The sequence below is a fragment of the Pseudogracilibacillus auburnensis genome (assembly GCF_003201975.1).
In the GTDB taxonomy this organism is placed as follows: Bacteria; Bacillota; Bacilli; order Bacillales; family Amphibacillaceae; genus Pseudogracilibacillus; species Pseudogracilibacillus auburnensis.
This window is the reverse complement of the sequence record NZ_QJJQ01000006.1, coordinates 226418-252190: the sequence shown is the minus strand read 5'-3', so window position 1 is coordinate 252190 and position 25773 is coordinate 226418. Positions and strand designations below refer to the sequence as shown.

Here is a 25773-nt window from a genome sequence, read left to right as displayed (position 1 = left end):
TCAGAAAGAACAGCGAAGTCTAAGATGCCTAAGTCAATACCGATGGCTGATTCGGTTTTAGGAAAGTCGTGTATCTTTTCTTCACAAAGAATAGACACAAAGTATTTTCCACTTGGGTTTTTGCGAATGGTCGCTTGAAGTATACGCCCATGAAGTTTCCGGCTTTTGGCGAATGGTACATGTCCAATTTTAGGAAGTTTCAGGAGGTTACCATCAATAGAGATATTTTGGTTGACGTATTTTGTAGTGTAGGACTGAACAGGGTGCATCTTACTTTTGAATCGGGGTCTTTCGTTTTGTTTGTTAAAGAAACGAGAAAAAGAATCAGCGAGGTTTTTCAAGGAGGACTGAAGGGCAATGCTATCAACCTCTTTTAACCACTCCGTCTCTTCTGCCCTTTTCATTTTAGGAAGCATGGCAGAACATTGATTGTACGATAATCCCTTTCCAGTCTCAGCGTATGTCGTATTCCATCGAAGAAGAAAATGATTATACACAAATCTTGCACAACCAATTGTTTTAGCAATTAGCTTTTCTTGGTTTTTATTGGGATAGATCCGAAATTTATAGGCTTTATGTTTCAACATATGATCCACCTCGTTTTGATACTTTCATTATACTTTACGGAACGTGTGTTTGCAAATGGATTGAGATTAGATTTATAGCTCCCTGGCGTCCATTCATCCCACGATTGAAATCGCGGGTGTTCTGGACATTTTTATAAAACATGAATCGTATTAGGTTGAATTCCATTTCTAATAGGTAAAAAAGCGTGTGTATCTCCAAACATCATTGCATAGTTTTCTGCTTTTTCATCTGCACCAATACCAAAAAAATATGGAAGCCACCAACTGATCAATACCCCTATAAAAATACAAGCCGGATGGATGATTAGCCATAACTTTGCCCATATGGGGTACCTTTTTCCTACAAATAGCGAAATTAAACAAATCAGAATAACTATTTGTATAGAATTGATAAAGGTTGTCATGATTAATCCTTTTTGACTGTTGACAGACTTAACTGCGTCAATGTCGTTTAGTACACCTAAAGAAATCCAATCGTGAAACAGCATAAACAATAAGATGAAAAAGTAACTAATTAATAAAAACTTTTCAGATGTACGGATATTACGTTCTATCATTACCTCCTCCTTCCTCACAATCTTTTTCCGTTTTGATCATACATCTACTTTTTCAATATTCCTAATCGATACATATGCGATATATACTCCGATTATAGCAAGAGTTAATGGAATATAAACGATCGAAGCGATCGAAACGACTGGATTATGTGAACTAATTAAAAAAACAATAAAAATCGATGAAATAATCGTTGCAGGGACAGATTTTTTCTTCATCCCAAAATATAATGGGATAAAGCTCGTACCAGCAATGGCAATCGCAAATGTGATCATACTTAGCCCTTGATTTACTAAAAGGTCGAGTGTCACATCTCCTTGGACAAAATGATATTTCGCATTAAATGCTAAAAATACAAACGCCACAAAGATATTAGTTAATAGAGTAACAAAAAACGTTAAAAACCCGATAATTCCTAACTTGGCAGCAAAAATTTTCTTTCGTTGAATAGGGTAAGTAAACAGAATAGATATCGTTTTATTTTTATATTCGTCAATAATTATTCTCACAATAAGAACGGATGCAAAGATAATAAATGTCGCTCTAACTAATGCACCAATTACAATAAATGCTTCATCGATACTTGTAAATGGGACTTCGCCCTCCATGGTTTCAATAAATCCCATAAAAACAACGAAAAAACAAGCGATCAATAGATTAGCAATAATCGCACCCCGTATATACCATCCTAACTTTGCCTTTCTTAATTCCAATTTCATTAATTGCCACATTGTAACACTCCTTTCTTCGTTAAAAAGTTACACATGGTCAAAAAAGTACTCTTCCAGTGATGCCTGCTTTTGGTAAATAGATTCGATCTCAATATTATTTAAAATAAGTGTTTTCGAAACGACAGACAACGGTGTATGTGTATCAAAAATACGAATATACTTATCTTCAACTACTTTATAATTTGTAATTTGCAGTTTATCTTCCAAAACGAAACAAGCTTTCTTTTGGCTGTTTGTTGCAATTTCAATATAATCGGTATACTGGGATTGGATTTTTTCCATGGAATTTTCAGAAGTAAGCTTCCCTTTATGGATAACACCAATGGTATCAGCAATTTGTTCAATTTCTTTTAAAATATGGCTAGAAATCAACATCGTAATCCCGTAATCTTGATTTAATCCTATAAATAAATCTCTTATTTCTTTAATTCCAACTGGATCAAGACCATTGATCGGTTCATCTAAAATTAATAATTCCGGCTTCGTAATGATTGCACGTGCGATTCCGAGACGCTGCTTCATCCCAAGTGAAAAGTTTTTTACAACTTTGTTCATAGCCTCATGCAATTTTACCTTTTCTAATACGAGTGGAATTTCCTTTTTATGATGAAATCCCATATACTCACAATGCAGCTCCAAATTTTCTTTTGCCGTCAACTTTTCATAAAAAATTGGATATTCGATCATACTCCCCATTCGCTTTAAAATGTCATATGACGAAGGTGTTACCTTTTGACCGAAAATTTCTATTTCCCCGTCAGTCGGTTTCATTAGATTCATCACCATCTTCATGATCGTTGTTTTACCAGCTCCATTAGGACCAAGAAAGCCATAAATTTCTCCTTTTCTTATCGACATATTTACGTTGGAAATAATTTCGACTCCTTGGATTGTTTTCGTCAAATTATGTGTTGTTAAAATATTTGTCAATCTATTTCCTCCTTCCTTCTTTCAGCTAATGTTATTATATTGCAGCAAAATTTCTTTTTTCTTTCGTAATTCTTACTTAATTCTTACGTTTTCACTATAGACTTCTAGTTTAAAAATGACCGATCTACCAAAATGGGAATCTCATTGTTTATTAAATGTTATAGTGAAAATAGTCTTTTCATATGGAACACTTTCTAAAGTGATGCTTCCACCCATTTCTTCTACAAGTCTTTTTGTAATCGTCAAACCAAGCCCACTTCCTTGAAAGGACTTATTCCTCGCTTCATCAAGCGTAAACAACCTTTCAAATACACGTGCTTGATCCTTCTCTTCAATACCTTGTCCCTGATCCCACACTTTGAGGAATATTTGCTGTTCGTCTTTACTCAAATGAAGTCCAATTACCCCTCCATCACTACCATAACGAATGGCATTCGATAACAAATTATGTAATACTCGATCAAATACTTCTTCATTTCCTAATGTAAAAAGCGATTCATCATCAATATCGACGATCGCTTCTAGTCCCTTTTCTTGGATTAAGTCATAAAATTGCAACATATTTCTTTTACAAACTTCATTCATACTCACAGGAGTTAATGGAATTCTTTTATCTCCTGCTTCAAGCTTTGCTAAGTCAAAAAAAGTGTTCATCAATTTGATAATTTCTATTACTTTATGATGGATTTTTGCTAGCATTCTGCTCCTTTCTTTATCTGATAGCATTTCATCCCTCTGCATCATTTCGATATACCCAAGTACCACAGTCAATGGCGTTTTTAAATCATGGGATACATTGGCTAGCATTTTTTTAATCGACCGTTCCTTCTTAGTATATTGAACAAACGTATGCTGCCAGTTTCCGAGTAATCGATTGATTGCTATTAATAAAGACTTTAAAGCAGTATAGTCAGTAACGACAAGTACATTTTCTGAAGAATGTTGATCAACAATTTCATTTAGTTTAGCTGTTATATACTCCATATCCCGTTCGATCGTTTTTTTTACACGATATTGAATCAAATTAGCTATAAGTAAAATGACGATTATCCCTAAAAGAAATAGAACCATTTAAAATTCTCCTAGCCGATAACCGATTCCCCATAATGTCTCGATATATCGCGGTTTAGACGGGTTATCCTCAATTTTTTTTCTTAATCTTCTCATATGTACATTAATGATATTCTCATCACCGTAATAGTCGTCCTGCCAGACTGATTGGTATAGTTGCTCTTTCGTAAAAACTTTCTTTTGATTCATAAAAAACAGTTTTAAAATCTCCCATTCTTTTAACGTTAGCTTGATTTCTTTTCCCTTTTTATCAAGACGAACATTTTCTAAATCAAGCGTAAGTTCATGTACAGAAATTGGCTCTTGTTTAGCTGGACTTGAATATTGATTGGCTCTCCGTATTGCCGACTTCACTCGTGCTAAAAGTTCAATCATGGAAAATGGTTTAGCGATATAATCATCTGCACCAAACCCTAATCCTAAAGCCTTATCTACATCACTATCTTTTGCTGAAACAATTAATACCGGAACAGTACTCCGCTGCCGAATAATTTTTAAAAATTCCATCCCATTTAATTCCGGTAACATAAGATCTAAAAGCACTAAATCAAACCGTTCATTTTGAAATGCCTCGATCGCTTTTACCCCATCTTCTGCATGAACAATATGAAAGCCTTCTTTCGTTAAATAATTTTCTATCATTTCACTAATCGATCCATCATCTTCTACTAACAAGATTTGTTGTAACAATCTAACTCCTCCTATTTTTACCTTTTATATATAGTAATTCATTAACTTTTATTGCCTTACTACCTTCTTTCATTGTAAATATATCATAATAAGGATTAGAAAACATGGGCATAGCCAAAATGAAAAAGACTCGCCTGAACCCGAAAAAACATGTAAATAATTTACACATCTAAATTCAAGATGCTTATTTTTCGTCATTATCAGTATGATGTCAAAAAAAGAATTTAGGATTAAACCTTTACAATACAACTATAGGGAGTAAATTTTTTGAACTAAGGGGAGTCATGATGAGTGAAAGTAATGTTAAAAATCGTTCCATTCTTATTGTAGGAAGAAGGTAAATCTATTTTCGTTCAAATCTCCATAAATAAAAGAGTAATCTAAAGGCACAAAAAGCAAGCCATTTTTTTGTGCCTCCTGAAAAGGATAACATTATTGATGATCCATTTTAATCGAATGCATACAGGAACATATGGAAAATTGTCTTGATCATTAAGCGCTCACTAAATGAAAAATACTTTCCCTAATAAATCTTTTTCGATTGATTAGTCTTTATTATTCCTATTTTCCCTCATTAATTTGGCAATTTTCTTTTCGTCTTCATATGGACTTTTTTCTAATTGAGTGATTACTAAGTTTTTACGGTGGGTAGAGTGATGCTGACTTAGTTTTGCTTGACCTTCCATCTTTGTTATGTTTATTTTAAATCCTTGAACACCTTTATTCATATTATCTAGAAATCGCTGATCCAAATTTTCTATTCTAAAAGAACTGTCCACTGCTTCATATTTCTCGACCATATCATGATAGGATTTTATTAATTCCTCACCGGCTTCAATAAGTTGCACCTCTCCATAAACATGGACAGAAACATAATTCCATGTTGGGACTGCTTGATTCGTTTCATACCATGAAGAAGATATATAACAATGTGGTCCTTGAAAAATGACTAGAACAGTTTGCCCCTCAATATCTGTCCATTGCGGATTTGATTTTGCAAAATGTCCATACAAAAAATTATTCTCTTTATTCAATAAAAGAGGTAAATGCGTTGCAAATGGTTGTCCTTCATGTGTTGATACGACTGTTGCAAAACTATTTTCCTCTATTATTTGGTATCTTTTAGCAAGATCTTTTAATTCAAATTGTTTTGGTATATACATAGCTGTCTCCACTCCAGATAGTAGGTTTATATAAAGAATCGATTACATATTCCAATATCGTTTTATATCCTATTTTTTTCGATATTAAATAAAATCATCTCTTTGATTAATTGATATGGTAATGGTTCATTTTTTGGAAATTGGATGGTGCCTTTTGAAAACGTATAATATGCAAGTTGATTTTCAAAAGCCTTAACTGTAGATGCGCCTACATAAAACCCTATATGATTTTGATGCATGGCAAAATGGACAAGATTCCCATTTTGAACAAATGTGGGCATTTTCCAACTAATTTTCTCTTCCGCATTGGGGGCAATATTTTTAATCATTTCTCGAAGTTCCTTTAATTTTGCTTGTTCTGTTGGCGAATAAAGAACAATATATTCATCAATTGAATTAATTGACCTACAATAATGGGATTGATTTTTCTTTTTAAATTCACGCCCGCACATACTGCATGTCCACATGTTACCAACACCTTTCGAACTTTAATAGTACTTTTCCTGTTCATTACATTCTATACTAACAATAATCGATAAGATAATAGAAATCTAGAACTATTTTCTATATTATTCTGTAAAAAGTATGCCTAATTTTATGATTACCTCGTTCTAAGGATACAAAATAGCTTTTTAGTTAAGTGTTCATCATAGATTTAAATGGAAAAAAGAATATTTTTAAGATCTTATTCAGAATATTAATAGGATAATTTAGATTGTATTTGTATGATCGCAGGTTATGCATCTATTTTTCTATAAAAAAACTTCACTTATCCATTTAAAAAGATAGTGAAGTAATAAAATTATCATTCAATTATTAAAAAATAACATAATAAAAGACTACAAAAGTTTCATAAAAAATTAAATGTGCTAAAGTATGCCATTAGTAGCTACTTTAACAACTTGAATATCATTATACTAATTTTGAACTTACACTTTCTCCACTACTAAACACAGAGAGAGCGAGTATTTCTGCGACATCCATCGTACCAATTTCCTGGTCGACGTCTTTTGCTTTCGTTCCATCGCTCAACATTGTTAAACAGAACGGACAAGCACTAGAGATCATCGTTGGATTTACTTCAAGAGCCTGCTCCGTCCGAGCAACGTTAATTCGGTTTCCTGTTGTCTCTTCCGTCCACATAAGGCCACCGCCTGCTCCACAGCACATACCGTTGTCGCGAGTACGAACCATTTCAACAAGTTCAAGGCTAGGAATTGCTTTTAAAACTTCGCGTGGCGGATCATAGACATCATTATACCTTCCCAAATAACAGGAATCATGATACGTAAGCCGATGTTCAATCCGACCCTTAGGTCTTAATTTCCCGTTCATCACTAGATCGTATAGTATCTGTGTATGGTGGATAACTTCCGCATTAAATCCAAAGTCTGGATACTCATTTTTAAAAATATTATATGCATGGGGATCAATCGTGACAATCTTCGTCACTTCATTTTTCTCAAACTCCTTAATATTTTTCTCGGCAATTTCTTGGAATAAAAATTCATTTCCGATTCGGCGTGCCGTGTCTCCTGAGTTTGCCTCCCGGTTTCCTAAAATTGCAAAGCTTATCCCCGCCTTATTCATTAATTTCGCAAAGGCAATGGCAATCTTTTGACTGCGACTATCATAAGCACCCATTGAACTTACCCAAAATAAGTATTCAAATTCTTGCTTTTCCTTCTTCAGCTCTTTCACTGTTGGGATGTATACATCCTCATCTAGCTCACGCCATTTGATGCGGTCTTTTTTCGATAAGCCCCAAGGATTTCCTTGTCGCTCGATGTTCATAACCGCTCGCTGTGCTTCCGGATCCATTTTTCCTTCTGTCATCACAAGATATCTTCGCATATCAATGATTTGACCGACATGCTCATTCATTACTGGACAGGCGTCTTCACAATTTCGGCAAGTCGTACAGCCTGCTAACTCTTCCTCTGTGATAATATCACCAATCATGTTGATCTGATTGATTTCGGCTACAGCGGTTTCATGCTCCATATGTGCATACTTATTCGGTCCTTTGTTGCCAAATGCATAGGCTGGTACCCAAGGCGCTTTTCCAGTAACTGCTGCTCCTTTATCGTTTAAATGATCGCGTAATTTAATCATAATATCCATTGGCGACAACATTTTCCCTGTCGTTGCCGCTGGACATACACTCGTACAGCGCCCACATTCCACACACGCATAAAAATCCAACATCTGACGTTGATCAAAATCTTCAACTTTCCCGACGCCGAAGGAAATTTCTTCTTCATCGGTATCCTCATCAAAATCAAAGCTGATTGTTTTCATTTTTCCAGGTATGCGTTTACTTAAAAACACATTCACTGGACCAGCAATTAAGTGGGCATGTTTTGACTGGGGGATATACACTAAGAATGCTAGAATCGTAACAGTATGAATCCACCAAGCTATGAAAAATAACACCATTGCGGCTGTAGGTGGCAACCAACTAAATCCGAGCGCAATAACACTTGCTACTGGCTCTGTCCAAGTCGCTGCTTCCCCTAACCATATTTGCAGCATTCCGTTACCGAACAATACCGAGATCATAAGCGTTCCAATGAAAAGCAAAACGATCCCTGCGTAAAATCCTCGCTTCAATCGGACTAGTTTTTCAATATATCGGCGGTAAAATGCCCAAACAACTGCGACTAAAATCGTAAGCGTTACAAGCTCTTGAAAAAAAGTAAAGCCAGGGTACAGCAGACCAAGCGGTAAATGGTTCCCAGGCGCAAGACCTTTAACGAACATATCAATCGCACCGAATTGTACGAGAATAAATCCGTAAAACATCATCACATGAATCAAGCCAGATTTCTTATCTTTGAGCAACTTCGATTGACCGAAAACGATGAACCAAATATCACGTAGCCGCTTGTTTAAAGCAAGATCGAATTCCGATTTTTTCCCAAGCTTCATATACGTAATCCGTGTTGCGACCGCTTTTCCGAATAAAAATAAACCGTAAAATGTTACGATAATAAATGTGATTAAATTAATCATTAAAAATGTATTCATTTTTTTACCTCACTTAAGACAAGAAATAGCCACTTAACGAGATGTACGCCAAAACAAACCGTTTCAGCGAACATCATCATGAACAGTTTTTCATTTTATTAAGCTTGCACACCTTCCACCTTTAATTGTTCCGTCAATTTAGGCACGACATCAAAGAGATCCCCGACAATGCCATAATCGGCGACATTAAAAATATTCGCTTCTGGATCTTTATTAATTGCGACAATCACTTTTGAGTTCGACATCCCTGCCAAATGCTGAATCGCACCAGAAATTCCAATAGCAATATACAAGTCAGGTGTAACTACTTTTCCTGTTTGTCCGATCTGCAAAGAATAATCACAGTACTCGGCATCACATGCACCACGTGATGCACCAACAGCACCACCTAGCACTTCTGCCAACTCATAAAGCTGCTTAAACCCATCGGCACTTTTCACACCACGACCACCCGCAATGATAACGTTCGCCTCAGACATATCGACACCTTCCGCTTGTTTACGAATAATTTCTTTTACCATCGTCCGCAAGTTTTTAATATCAATGTCCTTCGCTTCTACTGCACCTGTACGACTTTCGTCTCTTTCCAACATCGCAATATTATTCGGACGGATCGTAATGAAAGTGAGTCCTTTTTTAAACGTCTTTTTCTCAAAAGCTTTACCCGAATAAATTGGTCGTACAAAAACTTCCTGATTATCTTCTTTTTCGATGCTAACAACGTCTGATATAAGTCCTGTATCAAGGCGTGCAGCTATTTTCGGTGTTAGATCTTTTCCGATCGCCGTATGCCCCATAACAACACCGTACGGATCTTCTTCCTCAATAATTTTAAGCAATGCTTGTCCGTAACCTTCTGATGTATAATTTTCCAAATTAGCATGCTCCACTGTGATCACACGATCTGCACCGTGCTGAATCATTGTCTGTGCACTTACTTCCAGTGCTCCTTCGCCCAATAAAACGGCGACTATCTCTGCATCAACATTTATTTGTTTGGCGGCTGCAATTGCTTCAAAACTAACATTTCTAAGTTCTTGACCCGCTAATTCACCTATAACTAAAATCGGTTTACTCATCGTAATGTTCCTTTCTTTACGTAAATTTAGAGTACTTTTGCTTCATTCTTTAACAAGGAAATAAGTTCTTTTACCTGATCATCCATTTCCCCTTCTAAAATACGCCCAGCTGACTTTTCTGCTGGTAAGAACCGGTTCACAGTTTCCGTTTTTGGTTCCAATTCGTCTTCCTCTAAATCAAGATCATCGATTTCCAGTTCTTCCAAAGGTTTTCTTTTCGCTTTCATTATTCCCGGAAGAGACGGGTAGCGCGGCTCGTTAAGTCCTTGTTGACAAGTTACAAGGAGCGGTAAGTTCACTTCAATTTTCTCGACATCGCCTTCCACATCTTTTTCAATGTGAACTGTCTCACCGTCCATTTCAAGGCCGACAATTGTAGTCACATAAGGAATGTCTAGTCTTTCTGCAAGACGTGGGCCGACTTGTCCACTTGCTTCATCAATCGCAACGTTTCCAGCTAAAATAAGATCCGGTTCTTTACCTTCAAAAAAAGCCTCTAAAATTTTTGTTGTTGTAAATTGATCCCCATCTTCAAGATCGTCCTCTATGTTAATAAGTACTGCTTTGTCTGCACCCATGGCAAGTGCTGTACGTAATTGGCTTTCTGAATCTTCATCACCAATTGTTACAACTGTTACTTCACCACCATGTTTATCACGCTGGATAATTGCTTCTTCAACCGCATACTCGTCATATGGATTAATGATGAATTCAGCATCTCCTTCATCAATTTCTCCGTTGTTAATAACGATCTTATCTTCCGTATCAAACGTCTTTTTAAGTAATACGTATATATTCAAATGGAGTTCCTCCTTTAAATTTATTTAAAAAAGAGAACTGCTCACTTACTTATATTTTAGTAATTAGGTGGCCAGTTCTCCCTTCTTCCTTACTTTTTCATTGGAATATGAACACCGCGTTCTTCGGCAACTTCTAGGGCTCTAGAGTAACCTGCATCTGCGTGTCTGATCACTCCCATTCCAGGGTCAGAAACGAGGACGCGCTCAATTTTCTCAGCCGCTTCTTTCGTTCCATCAGCAACTAATACTTGACCAGCATGAATAGAGTATCCCATTCCAACACCACCACCGTGATGTAAACTTACCCAACTTGCTCCTCCACTTGTGTTTACTAGTGCGTTTAAAATTGGCCAGTCTGCTACTGCATCGCTTCCGTCTTTCATTGATTCTGTTTCACGGTTTGGTGAGGCAACAGATCCACTGTCCAAGTGGTCACGTCCAAATACGACTGGCGCACTCAGTTCACCACTTGCAACCATTTCATTTACTTTTAATGCAAATTTATGACGCTCGCCATAACCTAACCAACAAATCCTCGCTGGTAATCCTTGCCATTCTACCATTTTTTGCGCCATATCAATCCAGTTCACTAATGCTTGGTTTTCCTTAAACATTTCTTTTGCTAATTGGTCTGTTTTATAAATATCTTCTGGATTTCCTGACAATGCAGCCCAGCGGAAAGGTCCGTTTCCTTCACAGAACAGTGGACGTAAGTAAGCTGGAACAAATCCTGGGAAATCAAATGCATTTTCTACTCCTTGTTCTTTTGCATAATGACGGATGTTGTTACCATAATCAAATGTTTCTGCTCCAGCATCTTGTAAAGCTAACATTGCTCTTACATGCTTCGCAATCGTTTCTAAAGATAATCGTTCATATTTATCTGGATCTTCTTCTCTTAATTGTAATGCTTCTTCATATGTCATGCCGCTTGGAACATAACCATTTCTTGGATCATGTGCACTTGTTTGGTCTGTAACGATATCTGGAACGATGCCACGGTCATGAATTTCTTGGAAAATGTCGGCACAGTTCCCAACTAGTCCAATAGAGGCTGGCTCGCCTTTTTCTGTTAATTCTTTTACTTTATCTAAAGCTTCATCTAAATCTTCACAAATATAGTCACAGTATCCTTCTTTCATTTTTCTGTCAATTCGTTTACGGTCAACTTCTACTACTAAAATAACAGCCTTAGCCATTTTACCAGCTAGTGGCTGAGCACCACTCATTCCGCCCATACCACCAGTTAAAATAAATTTACCCGTCAAGTCAGGGCTACCGAATACTTTCTTCCCAGCTTCAACAAAGCTTAAATACGTACCTTGGAGAATTCCTTGTGCACCAATATAAATCCAGCTTCCCGCCGTCATTTGACCGTACATCATAAGACCTTCTTTATCTAACTCATTAAAATGTTCCCAGTTCGCATATGCAGGAACTAAGTTAGAATTCGCAATTAACACTCTTGGAGAGTTTTCATGTGTTCTGAATTTACCAACTGGCTTACCAGATTGAATTAATAGCGTTTCATCATTCTCTAACTCTTTTAATTCGTTAATAATTGCATGATAGCTTTCCCAGTTTCTTGCTGCTTTACCGATCCCGCCATATACAACAAGGTCATCAGGATTTTCTGCAACTTCTGGATCTAAGTTGTTCATTAGCATTCGCATTGCTGCTTCCTGAATCCACCCTTTACATGTTAACTCATTCCCTCTTGGTGCACGAATGTTTTGAACCTTAAGACTACTCATTTTACATCTCTCCTTTTTATTTTAAGCTGTTTTTAAAAAATATGTTTTTGCTACAAAATCCATAAACTGCGCAGTAAGTTAATTTGGTATTCTGGCTAGCCCCCAGTAACAGCACCGTTGATTTCCGCTCCAGACAGTCGCTTTCCGCGGGCACGGCTTTAGCCTCCTCGCGGAAAGATCACCGCTGCGGGGTCTTCAGACACGTGCTATTCCCGCAGGAATCGACTGTCCTACGCCCCAATCAAACTATACGTAAGGTGATTTACGTGATTACACCCTTATAAACAAATAACCGTAATGAGTGACAACACCCAACCTTAGCGAAGGAAATACACGAAGACTTCTGCGGGAGGCTAGGCCTCGGTGAGACTCCTCAACGAGCAAAGCGAGTGAGGAGGCTCAACAGCCGCCCGCGAAAAGCGCAGTGTATTTCCGTAGCGATAGGACATCCAGCTATTCGAATTTACTGCACAGTTTATCTCAACTACAAAGATTAATAGCTACAATACTTTGGAAAAAAACTATTTTAACAAATAACTAGAAATAACCATTTTTTGGACTTGTGACGTACCTTCAAAGATTTCCAAGATACGCTGATCTCTGTACAGCCTTTCAACTGTATATTCTTTCATATAACCATATCCGCCATGTACTTGAACTGCTTTATTGACAACTCTGTTCGATGCTTCTGCTGTAAATAGTTTTGCAATGGAAGCTTCTTTCGATAATCTAAATCCTTCTTTATCTTTTAAACTGGCAACATAATAGGTGTATAGTCGACCGACAGCAAGATCTGTTTCCATTTCTGCCAGCATCCACTGTAATCCTTGGAAATTGGAAATCGTTTTACCAAATGCTTCCCGTTCTTTCGAATAGTTAACCGCCTCATCTACTGCTGCTTGTGATAGACCAATAGCCATCGCTGCAATACCGATTCTTCCACGGTCGACTACTTGCATCGCAATTTTGAACCCTTGTCCTTCTTCCCCGACAAGATTTTCTTTTGGAATAACACAGTTTTCAAAAATGACTTCATCTGTTTTTGCACCACGAATGCCCATTTTGTCATCGCCAGCACCAAATGATAGTCCAGGTGTCCCTTTTTCTACGATAAAGGCGCTAATTCCTCTGCTGCCTTTTGATGTATCTGTTTTCGCATATACGACAAGTGTGTCCGCATAGGCACCATTCGTAATAAATATTTTTGAACCATTGATTACATAATTGTCTCCGTCAAGCTTTGCAGTTGTTTTCATGGAAGCAACATCCGTTCCACCATTCGGCTCTGTAAGACAAAATGCAAATAACTTTTCTCCTTGACAACCAGGAACTAAATATTTTTCTCGCTGCTCTTTATTAGAAGCAAGATAGAGCCCGTCAATACCTAAATAATGTGCTGTTAGGATGGAACCAGTTGCAGCACATCCATATGTTATTTCTTCCACGGCAATCGCTTCTGAAATTGCATCTGCCCCAACTCCACCGTCTTCTTCCGGATATGCAATTCCTAACAGGCCGAGCTCCGCCATTTTCGGAATATGCTCTTCTGGAAAACGGTTCTCCCGGTCAATTTCCTCTGCTTTAGGAGTAATGACATCTCTTGTAAAGTTTCTTACCATATCTCGAATGCTTTTTTGTTCATCTGTTAAATCAAAATTCACGATCATTCACTCACTTTGCTTTAAATTTCTGTTGCATCATGTCGTTATGTTCGCCCAAAGCCGGGCTTGGCGATGTTATTTGTACCGGTGTTTTTGATAATTTAACTGGATTGCCTGGAATCCGAGTTTTTCCCGCTACCGGATGCTCCATCTCTAGTAACATTTCTCTTTCTTTTACATGATCACTTTCACTAATTTCAGCAATATTTAAAATTGTCGAGCTCGGTACTCCCGCATTATTAATAAGCTCTACTGCTTCCTCAGCTGTATATCCCTGGAGCCATTCTTCGATAATCACTTTTAATTCGCTTTCATTTTTCCCACGTTCAATATCTGTTGCAAAACGTACATCCTTTAACAACTCTTCTTTATCCATCACTTTACAAAGTCGTGCAAATAAAGAATCATTTGCTGTCGCAATGACGACATAACCTTCTTTACTTTCATACACATCAAACGGAGCACTAATCGGATGCCTGCTTCCAATTCGTTCTGGAATAGTCCCTTCCGACGTATAGCGCATGACATTATGTTCGAGTAATGAGAATATCGAATCAACCATTGCTACATCAATTGTTTGACCAACACCTGTTCTTTCTCTATGAAATAGCGCTACCATCACGCCATATGCCGCATAAAGCGCTGCACTCATGTCACCAAGTGATGCACCAGACCGTGTAGGCGGATTATTTGGATGACCAGTAATGCTCGCAATCCCCCCCATCGCTTGTGCAACGAGATCATAGGCAGGTCTTTTCTTCAGTGGGCCATATTGACCAAATCCGGAAATGGAACAATAGATGATTCCTTTATTCACTTCTTTCAATGTTTCATAGTTTAACCCTAACCCTTCCATTACACCAGGACGGAAATTTTCTACAATAACATCCGCTTCTTTGATTAACTCCATTAGATTTTCATAATCAGAAGGATCTTTTAAATTCATTTCAATACTTTTTTTACCACGGTTCAAAAACATAAAGTAACCACTTTCCCCATTTTGGAACGGACCAAAATGTCGTGTATCATCTCCAAATTCTGGTCTTTCAATTTTAATAACCTCAGCACCCATATCTGCCAAGAGCATTGTGCAATATGGACCTGCCAAAACCCTGGAAAAGTCGATCACTTTTATCCCTTCTAAAGGCTGCTTCAATGAAACTCCCCCTTACCTAAAACTTGCTTTAATAGAACGCTTTCATATCCTTACTTACACTTTATCAGAAAGTGCATTTTTTAATAGTTGAAATTTATACGATAAAGTGCACTTTTCCATTGTGGTTTTGTGCACTATCAGAAGACTTGGCACTCACTAAAGAAAACACATCGATTGGCAAGCAGAGAGGTGGTGACTAGGTGATGCTTCGCTTATGTAAGTAAGTGATTAACTTATTTACCTAGCCGTTCTGCGAATGCCTTCGTTGCACTTACACTACACAGGACTTACTAGTAACTGGTGCCCACGGCAGTTGGTTTTCGATGGGGCGAGCATAAGCGCAGCTCCAGAACGTCGTGCTTTTAGCCAGTGAGCAGTAAGAAAGTTTATACTTTCTAATCTGCTAAAAAAAGAAACGCGACCGGAGTGACGATAATTAATGTTAAAATAACTCGGAAGAACCAAATAATGACTAACTTCGGTACACTAATCGGGATATCCGTCGCTAGCACACTTGGTATCGAAGCCGAGAAAAATAAAATGGATGATACGGATAAAACAGCAACAATATACTTTGTCACTAATGGAGCTTCAACCGCTAGTAAAGATGGTAAAAAAATTTCTGTTATCGAGATTGCGCTTGCTTTTGCAGCAAGTAAAGGTTCAGGAATTTTTAAGACGTATGTAATTGGATAAAAAACATAACCTAAATACTCAAAGATTGGAGTATATGTTGCTAAAACCAATCCGAGCAAACCGACCGAAAGAATGGTCGGCAAAATACTCATGACCATTTGAAATCCCTCTTTTAAACTGACGAAAATATAGCGATGTAATGGTTCACTTTCATCCGCTACTTTAAGGGCTTCTTTCCATGCTTCTTTTACCCGATCTTTTTTAATGATTCTTTCTGGGTCCCCCTCTCCTGTTACATATGTATCAGCCATTTTGTTCAGTGGCCACATACGAATCGTAATCATTGTTACAACGAATGTGATCACTAAAGAAGACCAAAAATAAAAGTTCCAAATCGACATTATATTCAACGTATTTGCAATGACGACCATAAATGTGACTGATACGGTTGAAAATCCAGTAGCAACGATCGCAGCTTCTTTATCCGTATACTTTCCTTCATTATAAATTCGGTTCGTAACTAAAAGACCGATGGAGTAACTTCCTACAAAAGAGGCGACTGCATCAATTGCTGATCTTCCCGGTGTTCTAAATAATGGGCGCATAATCGGCTGCATTAAAATACCGATAAATTCCAATAATCCGTATCCGACGAGTAGCGCTAAAAATAAAGCACCCACAGGGACGAGAATACTTACTGGTGTAATAAGTGCGTTTAATATAAATGGTCCCATATCTTCCTGAAACATCCATGCCGGTCCTACATTAAAAATCAGCATCAAACCAAGAATTAATCCAATAATTTTAAAAAAAGACATAATGATGGATGTGATCGTTTTGTTCCATGTCTTATTAACAAATGGATAAAACGCTCCCAAAACTAAAATGATCATAATATATACATGTAAGAGAAGCGGAGGCATCCCTTTTAAGAAAGATACAATATGATCCAGCATAATAGAGGATTTTCCATTTATCGTCACCGGAATAAAGAATACAAACGCACCGACAAAACTATAAAAAACTAATTTAAAAATGTTTTTCATCTTGATATAACTTTGCTCTGTTGAAGTGTCTTTCATATTATCAACTGCCATCTCCATTTCCTCCCTGTTAAACGCTTACATGAATGCTTCAGAAAAAGCGTGTCTATCCTACTACTTTATTTCATTTCATTGGTGAGTTAAAGTTTAAATTTTAGCAATATTGTGTACTTTTTCATTATTTGATTGTACTTTTTAGGGATATTCCTATTTTTTTATAGATAGTACACTGTTTCGGTAGGCACTTGGAGTCATGCCAATATGCTTTTTAAAAACTCTGCTGAAATATTGGGAAGAACTGTAGCCAATTGCTTCCGCTATTTCATATACGGTCAAGCTTAAATCTTGTAATTTCTCTTTTGCTTTTTTCATTCTTAATTCGGTTAAATAATCAATATACGATCTGCCAGTCGTTTGTTTAAATATCGCACTTAAATAGTTAGGACTTAAATCTACCCTATCTGCAATCGTTTCTAATCCGATATCTTCATCATAATGTTCTTCTACAAATTGCAGAACTTCCTGGACGGACTTAAGCACTTGTTCATTATGACCTTCATGGACATAAGCGGAGTATTCATGAACAATCGCTTTAATCCATGTATCAATCTCGGTTAATGATTCAATCTCATGTAGTTCTTTCGCATGTTTAATTTGTAAAGGCATGATATGTTTTGGATTCGCCCCATTTTGCATAGCTGATTTCGACAATGAAAATAAAAGATCCAACACTTGCAAGCGAAACTCTTCTGGTTGAAAATGACTATGGGTAGCCACAGAACGATAGATTTCTTTCCAAATGGCATGAACTGCTGTAACATCCCCTAATAAAAATTTATTTGTCATTTCCTGAATTTTGTTTTTGTACTTGTCATATTCAGGAGTTTCAAAGTAATCCAAATCCTCTATATGGATAATAGAATTTTCGGCTTGAAAAAGCCGGTATGTCTGTGCATATTCGCTTTCTTGATAAGAAAGATGGAGATTGCGGGCATCTTCATAATAATTCCCAATCCCGATCGTGACCGTATAATTTGTCTGTTTGTTAATTTCTTCTCTTATTTTCTCTGCATATTCCGTCGCTAGCACCTTATATTTTTCTTCCTCTAATTGCACAGGCAAAGAGAGTAATAATGCATACTTCTGCTCATTAACGAGCACTTTTAATGATACATCTTGCAAATTACAATAATTAATAGCCTGAAGTACCTCTTCTCGTAAAGAGTTTTTCCACAGTTCCCCTTTGTTCTCTACCAGTTTCGAAAAGTGGTCGATACGTAAAAGCAGCACCGTATTTGGAATGAGCGAAAGGTTTGCAAGTTGACTTCGTTCCCATATTTCCTTGGCATTTTTCGTATTTCCATGCAATAGATCATAAGCTAAACTTGCTCGAATGGATTGAATCTCATATGCTTCTCGCTTTCTCTTTCGTCTCTTTTCTCGTTTTAAGTCTGTATATGCATTTGTCAGCAGAGTGAGTAAATCGGGGATATTTAATGGAAGAGTTAGACAATCATACGTTCCATAAAACATAAGTTTTTTCACTAGTTCAAAAGAAAAGGTCTCACTTAAAAATATAACTTTTGGTTTGTCTAATTTTCGCAATTTTTTCAGGAAGTAGAAGTACTTCTCTTCTTCCAATCCTGAAAGATTAATGAGCAAGAGATCAAATTTCGAGAGTGTCGCTACATCGGTAAGGGCCTTAATCACTTCAATGTGAAAATTCTCTTGCTCCCACAAACGTTCATAAAGGGTTGGCTGATTATATACACCTAATGAAATCATCTTCTTAGCTCACCTCTTGCTCATTTTTATTTTATCTAATGATTTCTTAGCTTGTACATACCCTGCATCTGCATGGCGAATAATACTCATGCCAGGATCAACAACTAGGACCTTTCGAAGTTTTTCTGATGCCTCTTCACTTCCATCGGCAATAACGGTCATCCCCGAATGAACAGAGTTTCCAATGCCTACTCCCCCACCATTTTGAATGCTAACCATCGAGGCTCCCGCACTTGCATTTAACATCGCATTTAATATCGGCCAATCTGCGACTACATCACTACCGTCTAACATATTTTCTGTTTCCCTAAAAGGAGCGGCCATCGTGCTTCCTTCTGAATGGTCTCTCGTTATGGCAACCGGAGCAGACAGCTCTCCTGATTGCACCATTTCATTAATAAAAACACCAATTTGTTCTCTCTCCTCGTAATTTAACCAGCAAGTACGAGCTGGCAGTCCATAAAAATAGATTTTTTCCTGTACAAAGTTAATCCATCTAGACACCCTTTTATCATGCTCGAATACTTCTAAGACGAGTTCATCCATTTTGTAAATGTCCTCAGGATCCCCCGATAACGCGATCCACCTGCAAGGACCTCTTCCTTCACAGTAGAGCGGTCGCAAATATTCCGCTGCAAAACCTGGAATCGTAAATGCCTTCTCATAACCTGCCTGGAAAGCTTGTTTTCTTAAGTTATTCCCATACTCAAAAACGATTGCCCCTTGTTCCTTAAAGTTCACCATTGCTTCTACGTGTAAGAGTAATGATTCTTTAATAAGCTGATGATAATGTGTAAGATTTTTCTTCCGCAATGTTTTCGCCTGTTCTAAATTTAACCCACTCGGTATATACCCCATATGTAGATCATGGGCAGATGTCTGGTCTGTGACAATGTCAGGAATAAATCCTAATTTCAGTGCTTCACGATATCGTTCGGAAACATTACCAACTAACGCGATCGCTAACGGTTTTTTTGCAGTGGCCGCTTCCTTAGCTAATTTAATCGCTTCTTCCAGCGTATCCACTTTAATATCACAATAATTACTTTTTAAGCGCTGGTCGATTTTTTCTTCTGAAATTTCAACGACAATGCAAACACCGCCATGCATCGTAACAGATAAGGGTTGGGCAGTACTCATACCACCTAACCCTGAAGTTAACACTATTTTCCCTCTTAATGTATGGTCAAAATGCTTTTTTGCAATTTCACCCATCGTTTCAAATGTCCCCTGCAAAACGCCTTGGACTCCTATATAAGCCCAAGATGCTGCTGTTGATTGACCATACATGATTAATTCTTTATCAACCAATTTGCTAAACGTTTCATCTGTGGACCAGTGCGGAACTAATACAGATGAAGCATTCACAATTCTTGGCGAGCTTACGTATGTTTTAAATTTCCCAACTGGCTTTCCAGACTGAATAATCAATGTTTCGTCCACTTGCAAATTTTTCAATTCATGGACAATTGCTTTAACCGCTTGATGATTCCGGGCGGCTTTTCCTCTCCCACCATATACAATTAAATCTTTACTGCTTTCCGCGACGCGAGGATCAATACTGTTTAGAAATAACCGTAATAACCCTTCGATCTCCCAGCTTGCACAACTTTTTTTCGGTCCTATTGGTGAAATTAAAACATTTGGCATCCGTAAAACTCCTTTGCCTATTTACTTTATTATATGCCCATCGGCCACAACAACTTTGCCTTTTTTAACAACTGTATGAGCATGGTTCATTCCGTATTGATACGAAAGCATTAAGTGATTTTTTACATCAAACATCGTAAAATCTGCATCCTTACCAACCTCAATACTTCCAATTCTGTCAGCCGCATCAATCGCATGGGCTGCGTTTATCGTTGTTGCGGTAATCACTTCTTTTGGATTCATCCCCATTTCTAAGCAGCCCAAATTCATAATAAACTGTAAAGAAAGCGTTGGGGACGAACCCGGATTTGCATCAGTCGATAAAGCAACCGCCATTCCAGAGTCAATCATTTTTCTCGCTTCTGCATATTCAGCCATTAAGAAAAATGCTGTACCCGGAAGTAGTACACCAATGACATCGTTTTCTGCCATCATTTGGATTCCTTTATCTGAAGCTCTTAATAAATGATCCGCTGAAATGGCATTGACTTCTGCTGCTGTTTCCGATCCACCGTATGGTTCAATTTCATCAGCATGAATCTTCGGTTTTAAGCCATGCTTTTTCCCAGCTTCTAAAATTCTTCGTGACTGTTCTGGTGTAAAGACACCTCTTTCACAGAACACATCATTGAATACCGCAAGATTTTTCTCGGCAACGACCGGAAGCATTTCATTAATAACGATATCGACAAACACTTCCGGATTATCTTTATAATCCATTGGAACCGCATGTGCTCCCATAAAGGTTGAAATTAAATCAATCTGATGATCTTTATTCAATTTCTTCGCCACCTCAAGCTGTTTTAACTCATGTTCTGTCGTTAAACCATATCCGCTTTTTGCCTCAATCGTCGTTATCCCATTTAAGAGCATTTTATCTAAACGATTCTTCGATTGTTCATATAATTCAGCAGAAGTCGCTTGTTGTGTCGCTCTTGTCGTCGCATGGATTCCACCACCAGCATTCATAATATCCATATATGCTTTACCATCAAGCCTCATTGCATACTCATTTTCACGGGTTCCCGCGTAGACGATATGAGTATGTGGATCTACTAATCCAGGCGTAACGATTCTACCTGTTGCGTCAACAATTTCCGCTTGATCGATCAAATCCTGATGTTCTTTTCTAATTTCTTCGTCAGTACCAACGGCAATAATTTTACCACCTTTTGATAAAACACTGCCATTTTTAATAATACCGATTTCACTCATCGCTGCTTTTTTTGCTGGTATATCCGAATAACCCTTGACTGTAATAAGCTCCGCTGCATTGTTAATATATAATACGTTCGGCATCTTCATTTCCTCCTTGAATATGAAAATCTATCTTTATTTCCTTTAAATAATCATGTAAGTTATCAATATCTTGATGGAAAATTCTATCTTCTTTTAAACTTGGGACAATACTATTTACAGCATTCCATTTTTGTCTTATTTTCTTAGATGCTTTTTCAACTCCTTTATATTCCAATGCCTGCATTGCACAAATAGCCTCAATTGTTAATACTCTACGGCTATTTTGAATGATGTCTGCGGCATGTCTTGAGCCAATCGTTCCCATACTTACATGGTCTTCTTGGTTGGCTGATGATGGAATTGAATCCACACTTGCTGGATGGGCAAGTGTCTTATTTTCCGAAACTAAGGAAGCCGCAACATATTGCATAATCATCGCCCCAGACTGTAAACCTGGTTCCGGACTTAAGAATGCAGGTAAATCTTCATTTAACTGCGTGTTTACTAAGCGCTCAACTCGCCGTTCGGAAATATTTGCTAATTCCGCTACCGCTATTTTTAAGAAGTCCATCGCAAATGCAATAGGCTGTCCATGAAAATTCCCACCAGAGATCACTGTCTTTCCATTATCAAATATAAGTGGGTTGTCGGTCGCCGCATTCATTTCGATTTCCAATTTTTCTTTTACATAATCCAATACTTGCCATGATGCCCCATGAACTTGCGGAATACATCGTAGTGAATATGCATCTTGTACCCTTTTTTCATTTTGCCGAGTCGTTAACTCACTTCCTTGTAGCCAGTCCAACATTCTTTTTGCAACCGCTGTTTGCTGTGGGTATCCACGAACTTCATGTGTCTCCGGTAAAAATGCATCAATTACACCTTCAAGGGATTCAAATGTCATTCCAGAAATCCATTCGCTATCCAAAGCGAGTTGTTCTGCTTCGATATAATTGACAACCGCCATGGCTGTCATCGTCTGGGTTCCATTGATTAAAGCTAACCCTTCTTTCGCCTGTAATGTAATCGGCTTGATTCCATTCTTTTCCAACACTCCTAAAGCGGGGACAATATCACCCGACTCATTAAAGACGCGCCCTTCGCCAATTAACACTAAAGCTAAATGGGCAAGTGGTGCCAAATCACCTGAGGCACCTAATGAACCTTGCTGTGGAACTACAGGAATAATGTTTCGATTAATCAATTTCGTAAGCATCTCAACAACCTTTACCCGGACGCCTGAATATCCTTTTACTAACGCATTCAGCCGTAACATCATCATTGCTTTAGCAACGATCCTTGGAAAAGGATCCCCAACACCACAAGCATGAGAACGAATTAAATTCAACTGGAGAGTTTCCACATTTTCTTCGGCTATTTTTACATTACTGAATTTACCAAACCCAGTATTTATTCCGTAGACAGATTCATCACCCAGTGCGATTTTATCTACGGCTGCTCTGCTTGCTTCGACTCTAGTCAAGCTATTTTTTGCTATATGTATTTTTCGATCACCGTATAAAACTTCTTTTAATTCGCCAATTGTAAGTGTATCTCCGGTAAGTTCTATCATATCATTTCCTCCCTCTTTTACTTTTTTTATTCAAATGCATGAACGTTTCCGCTATGACGTAACTTATTAATCTTGCTGTTTGATCCGCCACATCTAAGGTTGGATTCACTTCCGATACATCAAAACTCAAAAAATTATCCAGTTTCACAACATGTTCTGTTATTGCTCTAACCGTCTTTGGCTCAAGACCAAATGGTGCTGGAGCACTCACACCTGGCGCATATGCTTGATTGATGACATCCGTACAAATTGTATAAATCACATAATCTTGCTTCTTAGCAAACGCATCAATTTTAGCAAATGTCTTCTCAAAAGGCTGGATCTCTGTCTCAAAAATGTATTCCACACCAAACTCCTCAGCCGTCTTAAACAATTGCTCTATATTCCCTAATTCCTGCAGACCTACACATAAATATTCAGCGTTTTTATCACTTTCTAAAATTTGCCGAAACATTGTTCCCGAAGATGGTATCTCATCCATACGCAAATCAAAATGGGCATCTAAATTTATCATACCGATTTTTTTATCATCCCCTACCGCTTCTCTTGCTCCCAAGTAATGACCGTAAAACGTTTCATGACCACCACCTAAGATAATTGGGGTGAAATTTTTATTGATCAGCTTTGCGACGTATTTCCCTAAATTAGACTGCGCCGCTTCCAAATCATTGTCTAAACATTGTATGTTTCCTATATCTATCACACTCTTAACCTCATAATGATACGGAATACTTCCAAGTAATTTTCTAATATGATTTGGAGCCTTGGCCGCTCCGATTCGACCTTTATTTCTTTTTACACCTTCATCACATTCAAATCCGACGATTCCGATATGCCGTTCATCACTTTTTACGACATCATCTATTTTTGTATTCTCAACCACCTGATGAAGGCGCTTTCCTTTTGTATTTTTGTCTATTCTACCTGCCCATTCATAAAACAAGTCCATCAACTCCTCTCGAAAAATCTCTCTTTAATTATTGTATTTCATCCTATTTATTAATACCAATACGATTATTCTATAAATGCATAGCTCTCATCTATAAATATTGTATAGTTGGATATGAAACAGTGTTTTGAGTCTGTATATTCAAGGGAGCATCATTTATTAATTATTTCCCTTGTATACACTTTCCGTGCTGGTACTTGGTTTCCCAGAATACGCTCATGAAGACTTATGAGGAAACCCCATCCGTAAAAATAAAGCTGTTTAATGGAAAGGAGTACGGGGGCTACGAATAATGCTGTCTTAAAAACTGAAATGCGGGATTCACACGAAAAATGCCACCTTCTATTCTAGAATGTAGAGAAGATAATCAACCTTTATTTAAACGTTAATCAATATAAGCCTGTAGCTTAACTCCATAAATAAATAGAAATCAGAAAACCATGCTATAATTGATTATATAAGAATGAAGGCGCTTTAGATGGGGCTTTTTGTTGGTGGTCTAGAACCCTTTCAGTCTACGCCATCATACAAGATTACTAGTGTCAATATGGGACGATTATCATTGATTACCAAGATTCGCCTTTTCAGCATAGGACAGGATGTACCATTATCGGTATTGTTCACAATACGACTAACTTTAATTGAACAAATGCAGCCGATACTCTTTCACGACTTTAGTCTTTTAATCATCCACAATATTACAATCATTTTTTATCATTGTTAAGGACAGGTGACTTACATATGGATCACAGACTATTATTATATTTCACCACATTAGTCGATAAGGGAACATTTACTCAAGCCGCCAAGGCTTTACATATTTCCCAGCCATCGTTAAGTTCGGCTATAAAGAAATTAGAAGATAATATGGGGCTCTCTCTATTCGAAAGAAGCACAAGGAAAATTTCACTAACAAGAGAGGGAGAAATTTTATATAAAGAATCAAATAAATTATTGAATCATTTTGAACATGTCCAAAAAGAAATGACTCGGTTAAAAAATGAAGGTCCTCTAGAATTGAAAATTGGTACGATCGAATCGGTAAAATTCTGGTTACCGAAAGTAATTGTGACTTATCGTGAATCAAACCCTGAAGTGCATATTAAACTACTAGAAGTGCTTGGCTTAAGGCAAGTGGAAACAGCATTGCAAAATTATAAAATTCATCTTGCCATCACGAACCAGCACTTCGAAAATGACGAGATATTAACCGTCCCCATCTATAAAGAGAATTTAGTTGCATTATTTCCGAAAGGTCATCGTCTGCAACATATCCAAGCTATCTCCATTAATGACCTGGAAGAGGAAGAGTTTATTATTTGTAAAGAGGGATTTCAAACACGCCAAGATATATTAAATGCATTCCGTAAAACAGGTATTAATCCAAATATTCATTTTGAAATTGAACGATTTGAAACCGCTTGTTCATTGGTAGAGGAAGGACTTGGGATTACAATCGTCCCTGAAAATTATATAAAATCGATTAACCATTCTGCATTTTCATATAAAAGAATTACAAATGCTAACTTATCAAGAACGGTCTATATTGCCTGTTTAAAAAATCGATACTTACCACCAGTTATTGAACAATTTATTAATATTACGAACGATTTCTTTGAAAAATCTATTTATAATGATTAATTGTATTACTTCGTTCAGTGAATAAGTATTAATGTCACCCAGGGTAA

The 25773-nt window shown here is 37.4% G+C and carries 21 protein-coding genes; 1 reads left to right on the top strand and 20 read right to left on the bottom strand.

Translation table 11 applies throughout. From position 1 onward, the window contains the following. The 20 genes from DFR56_RS10465 to hutG all read right to left on the bottom strand — a co-directional run. Positions 1 to 587: RNA-guided endonuclease TnpB family protein (locus DFR56_RS10465; RefSeq protein WP_146214279.1), on the bottom strand; the 587-nt coding region annotated here is incomplete at its 3' end. Between the two features lie 131 nt (positions 588 to 718). Continuing rightward, positions 719 to 1144, bottom strand: coding sequence for a hypothetical protein (locus DFR56_RS10460; protein ID WP_110395381.1), 426 nt, complete (start codon positions 1142 to 1144; stop codon positions 719 to 721). 36 nt (positions 1145 to 1180) lie between these two features. Continuing rightward, a complete protein-coding gene (locus tag DFR56_RS10455; RefSeq protein ID WP_110395380.1) occupies positions 1181 to 1873 on the bottom strand; it encodes an ABC transporter permease in 693 nt (230 codons plus the stop codon). A gap of 27 nt (positions 1874 to 1900) precedes the next feature. Then, the gene (locus DFR56_RS10450) at positions 1901 to 2803 is read right to left on the bottom strand and encodes an ABC transporter ATP-binding protein (RefSeq protein ID WP_110395379.1); all 903 of its coding nucleotides are present in this window, start codon (positions 2801 to 2803) and stop codon (positions 1901 to 1903) included. Between the two features lie 141 nt (positions 2804 to 2944). Further along, entirely contained in the window at positions 2945 to 3874 is a 930-nt protein-coding gene (locus DFR56_RS10445) for a sensor histidine kinase (RefSeq protein WP_110395378.1), read from the bottom strand. Then, a complete protein-coding gene (locus DFR56_RS10440; RefSeq protein ID WP_110395377.1) occupies positions 3875 to 4564 on the bottom strand; it encodes a response regulator transcription factor in 690 nt (229 codons plus the stop codon). A gap of 545 nt (positions 4565 to 5109) precedes the next feature. Then, positions 5110 to 5727 (bottom strand): FMN-binding negative transcriptional regulator, encoded by a 618-nt coding sequence (locus DFR56_RS10435; protein ID WP_110395376.1) that lies wholly within the window; start codon positions 5725 to 5727, stop codon positions 5110 to 5112. A 62-nt stretch (positions 5728 to 5789) separates the two neighbouring features. Continuing rightward, positions 5790 to 6194, bottom strand: a complete 405-nt coding sequence (locus DFR56_RS10430) for an iron chaperone (protein WP_244916478.1) — start codon at positions 6192 to 6194, stop codon at positions 5790 to 5792. Positions 6195 to 6639: 445 nt separating this feature from the next. Continuing rightward, positions 6640 to 8757, bottom strand: coding sequence for a heterodisulfide reductase-related iron-sulfur binding cluster (locus DFR56_RS10425; protein ID WP_110395375.1), 2118 nt, complete (start codon positions 8755 to 8757; stop codon positions 6640 to 6642). A gap of 98 nt (positions 8758 to 8855) precedes the next feature. Next, positions 8856 to 9836 (bottom strand): electron transfer flavoprotein subunit alpha/FixB family protein, encoded by a 981-nt coding sequence (locus DFR56_RS10420; RefSeq protein WP_110395374.1) that lies wholly within the window; start codon positions 9834 to 9836, stop codon positions 8856 to 8858. A 26-nt stretch (positions 9837 to 9862) separates the two neighbouring features. Beyond that, positions 9863 to 10636, bottom strand: a complete 774-nt coding sequence (locus DFR56_RS10415) for an electron transfer flavoprotein subunit beta/FixA family protein (RefSeq protein ID WP_110395373.1) — start codon at positions 10634 to 10636, stop codon at positions 9863 to 9865. Positions 10637 to 10725: 89 nt separating this feature from the next. After that, positions 10726 to 12390, bottom strand: coding sequence for a urocanate hydratase (gene hutU / locus DFR56_RS10410; RefSeq protein ID WP_110395372.1), 1665 nt, complete (start codon positions 12388 to 12390; stop codon positions 10726 to 10728). Positions 12391 to 12911: 521 nt separating this feature from the next. Beyond that, on the bottom strand, positions 12912 to 14051 hold the full coding sequence (locus DFR56_RS10405; RefSeq protein ID WP_110395396.1) for an acyl-CoA dehydrogenase family protein: 1140 nt from the start codon (positions 14049 to 14051) through the stop codon (positions 12912 to 12914). Between the two features lie 10 nt (positions 14052 to 14061). Beyond that, entirely contained in the window at positions 14062 to 15207 is a 1146-nt protein-coding gene (locus DFR56_RS10400; protein ID WP_110395371.1) for a CaiB/BaiF CoA transferase family protein, read from the bottom strand. Between the two features lie 395 nt (positions 15208 to 15602). Beyond that, the gene (locus DFR56_RS10395) at positions 15603 to 16940 is read right to left on the bottom strand and encodes a YjiH family protein (protein ID WP_242694791.1); all 1338 of its coding nucleotides are present in this window, start codon (positions 16938 to 16940) and stop codon (positions 15603 to 15605) included. A 153-nt stretch (positions 16941 to 17093) separates the two neighbouring features. Continuing rightward, a complete protein-coding gene (locus DFR56_RS10390; RefSeq protein WP_110395370.1) occupies positions 17094 to 18671 on the bottom strand; it encodes a helix-turn-helix domain-containing protein in 1578 nt (525 codons plus the stop codon). 9 nt (positions 18672 to 18680) lie between these two features. Beyond that, a complete protein-coding gene (gene hutU, locus DFR56_RS10385) occupies positions 18681 to 20321 on the bottom strand; it encodes a urocanate hydratase (protein WP_110395369.1) in 1641 nt (546 codons plus the stop codon). 21 nt (positions 20322 to 20342) lie between these two features. After that, on the bottom strand, positions 20343 to 21620 hold the full coding sequence (gene hutI / locus DFR56_RS10380) for an imidazolonepropionase (protein ID WP_110395368.1): 1278 nt from the start codon (positions 21618 to 21620) through the stop codon (positions 20343 to 20345). Next, positions 21598 to 23136 carry a histidine ammonia-lyase gene (gene hutH / locus DFR56_RS10375; RefSeq protein ID WP_110395367.1) on the bottom strand — a complete coding sequence of 513 codons (1539 nt, stop codon included), beginning with the start codon at positions 23134 to 23136 and terminating at the stop codon, positions 21598 to 21600. Before hutH ends, hutI begins: the two co-directional genes overlap by 23 nt. 1 nt (position 23137) lies before the next feature. Continuing rightward, positions 23138 to 24079, bottom strand: coding sequence for a formimidoylglutamase (gene hutG / locus DFR56_RS10370; protein ID WP_242694792.1), 942 nt, complete (start codon positions 24077 to 24079; stop codon positions 23138 to 23140). A gap of 747 nt (positions 24080 to 24826) precedes the next feature. Between hutG and DFR56_RS10365 the strand changes: the two genes are divergently transcribed. Beyond that, positions 24827 to 25726: a LysR family transcriptional regulator gene (locus tag DFR56_RS10365; protein WP_110395365.1), complete on the top strand. Its 900-nt coding sequence runs from the start codon at positions 24827 to 24829 to the stop codon at positions 25724 to 25726. Positions 25727 to 25773 lie beyond the last annotated feature (47 nt).

Excerpts from the sequence above, each read along its gene's own strand:
- hutH (WP_110395367.1), bottom strand. The coding sequence starts at position 23,136 with ATGATAGAACTTACCGGAGATACACTTACAATTGGCGAATTAAAAGAA.
- DFR56_RS10420 (WP_110395374.1), bottom strand. The coding sequence starts at position 9,836 with ATGAGTAAACCGATTTTAGTTATAGGTGAATTAGCGGGTCAAGAACTT.
- DFR56_RS10460 (WP_110395381.1), bottom strand. The coding sequence starts at position 1,144 with ATGATAGAACGTAATATCCGTACATCTGAAAAGTTTTTATTAATTAGT.
- DFR56_RS10455 (WP_110395380.1), bottom strand. The coding sequence starts at position 1,873 with ATGTGGCAATTAATGAAATTGGAATTAAGAAAGGCAAAGTTAGGATGG.
- DFR56_RS10430 (WP_244916478.1), bottom strand. The coding sequence starts at position 6,194 with ATGTGGACATGCAGTATGTGCGGGCGTGAATTTAAAAAGAAAAATCAA.
- hutU (WP_110395369.1), bottom strand. The coding sequence starts at position 20,321 with ATGCCAAATGTTTTAATTTCACCAATAGGACCGAAAAAAAGTTGTGCA.
- hutI (WP_110395368.1), bottom strand. The coding sequence starts at position 21,620 with ATGCCGAACGTATTATATATTAACAATGCAGCGGAGCTTATTACAGTC.
- DFR56_RS10435 (WP_110395376.1), bottom strand. The coding sequence starts at position 5,727 with ATGTATATACCAAAACAATTTGAATTAAAAGATCTTGCTAAAAGATAC.
- DFR56_RS10395 (WP_242694791.1), bottom strand. The coding sequence starts at position 16,940 with ATGGCAGTTGATAATATGAAAGACACTTCAACAGAGCAAAGTTATATC.
- DFR56_RS10445 (WP_110395378.1), bottom strand. The coding sequence starts at position 3,874 with ATGGTTCTATTTCTTTTAGGGATAATCGTCATTTTACTTATAGCTAAT.
- DFR56_RS10390 (WP_110395370.1), bottom strand. The coding sequence starts at position 18,671 with ATGATTTCATTAGGTGTATATAATCAGCCAACCCTTTATGAACGTTTG.
- DFR56_RS10425 (WP_110395375.1), bottom strand. The coding sequence starts at position 8,757 with ATGAATACATTTTTAATGATTAATTTAATCACATTTATTATCGTAACA.
- DFR56_RS10365 (WP_110395365.1), top strand. The coding sequence starts at position 24,827 with ATGGATCACAGACTATTATTATATTTCACCACATTAGTCGATAAGGGA.
- hutU (WP_110395372.1), bottom strand. The coding sequence starts at position 12,390 with ATGAGTAGTCTTAAGGTTCAAAACATTCGTGCACCAAGAGGGAATGAG.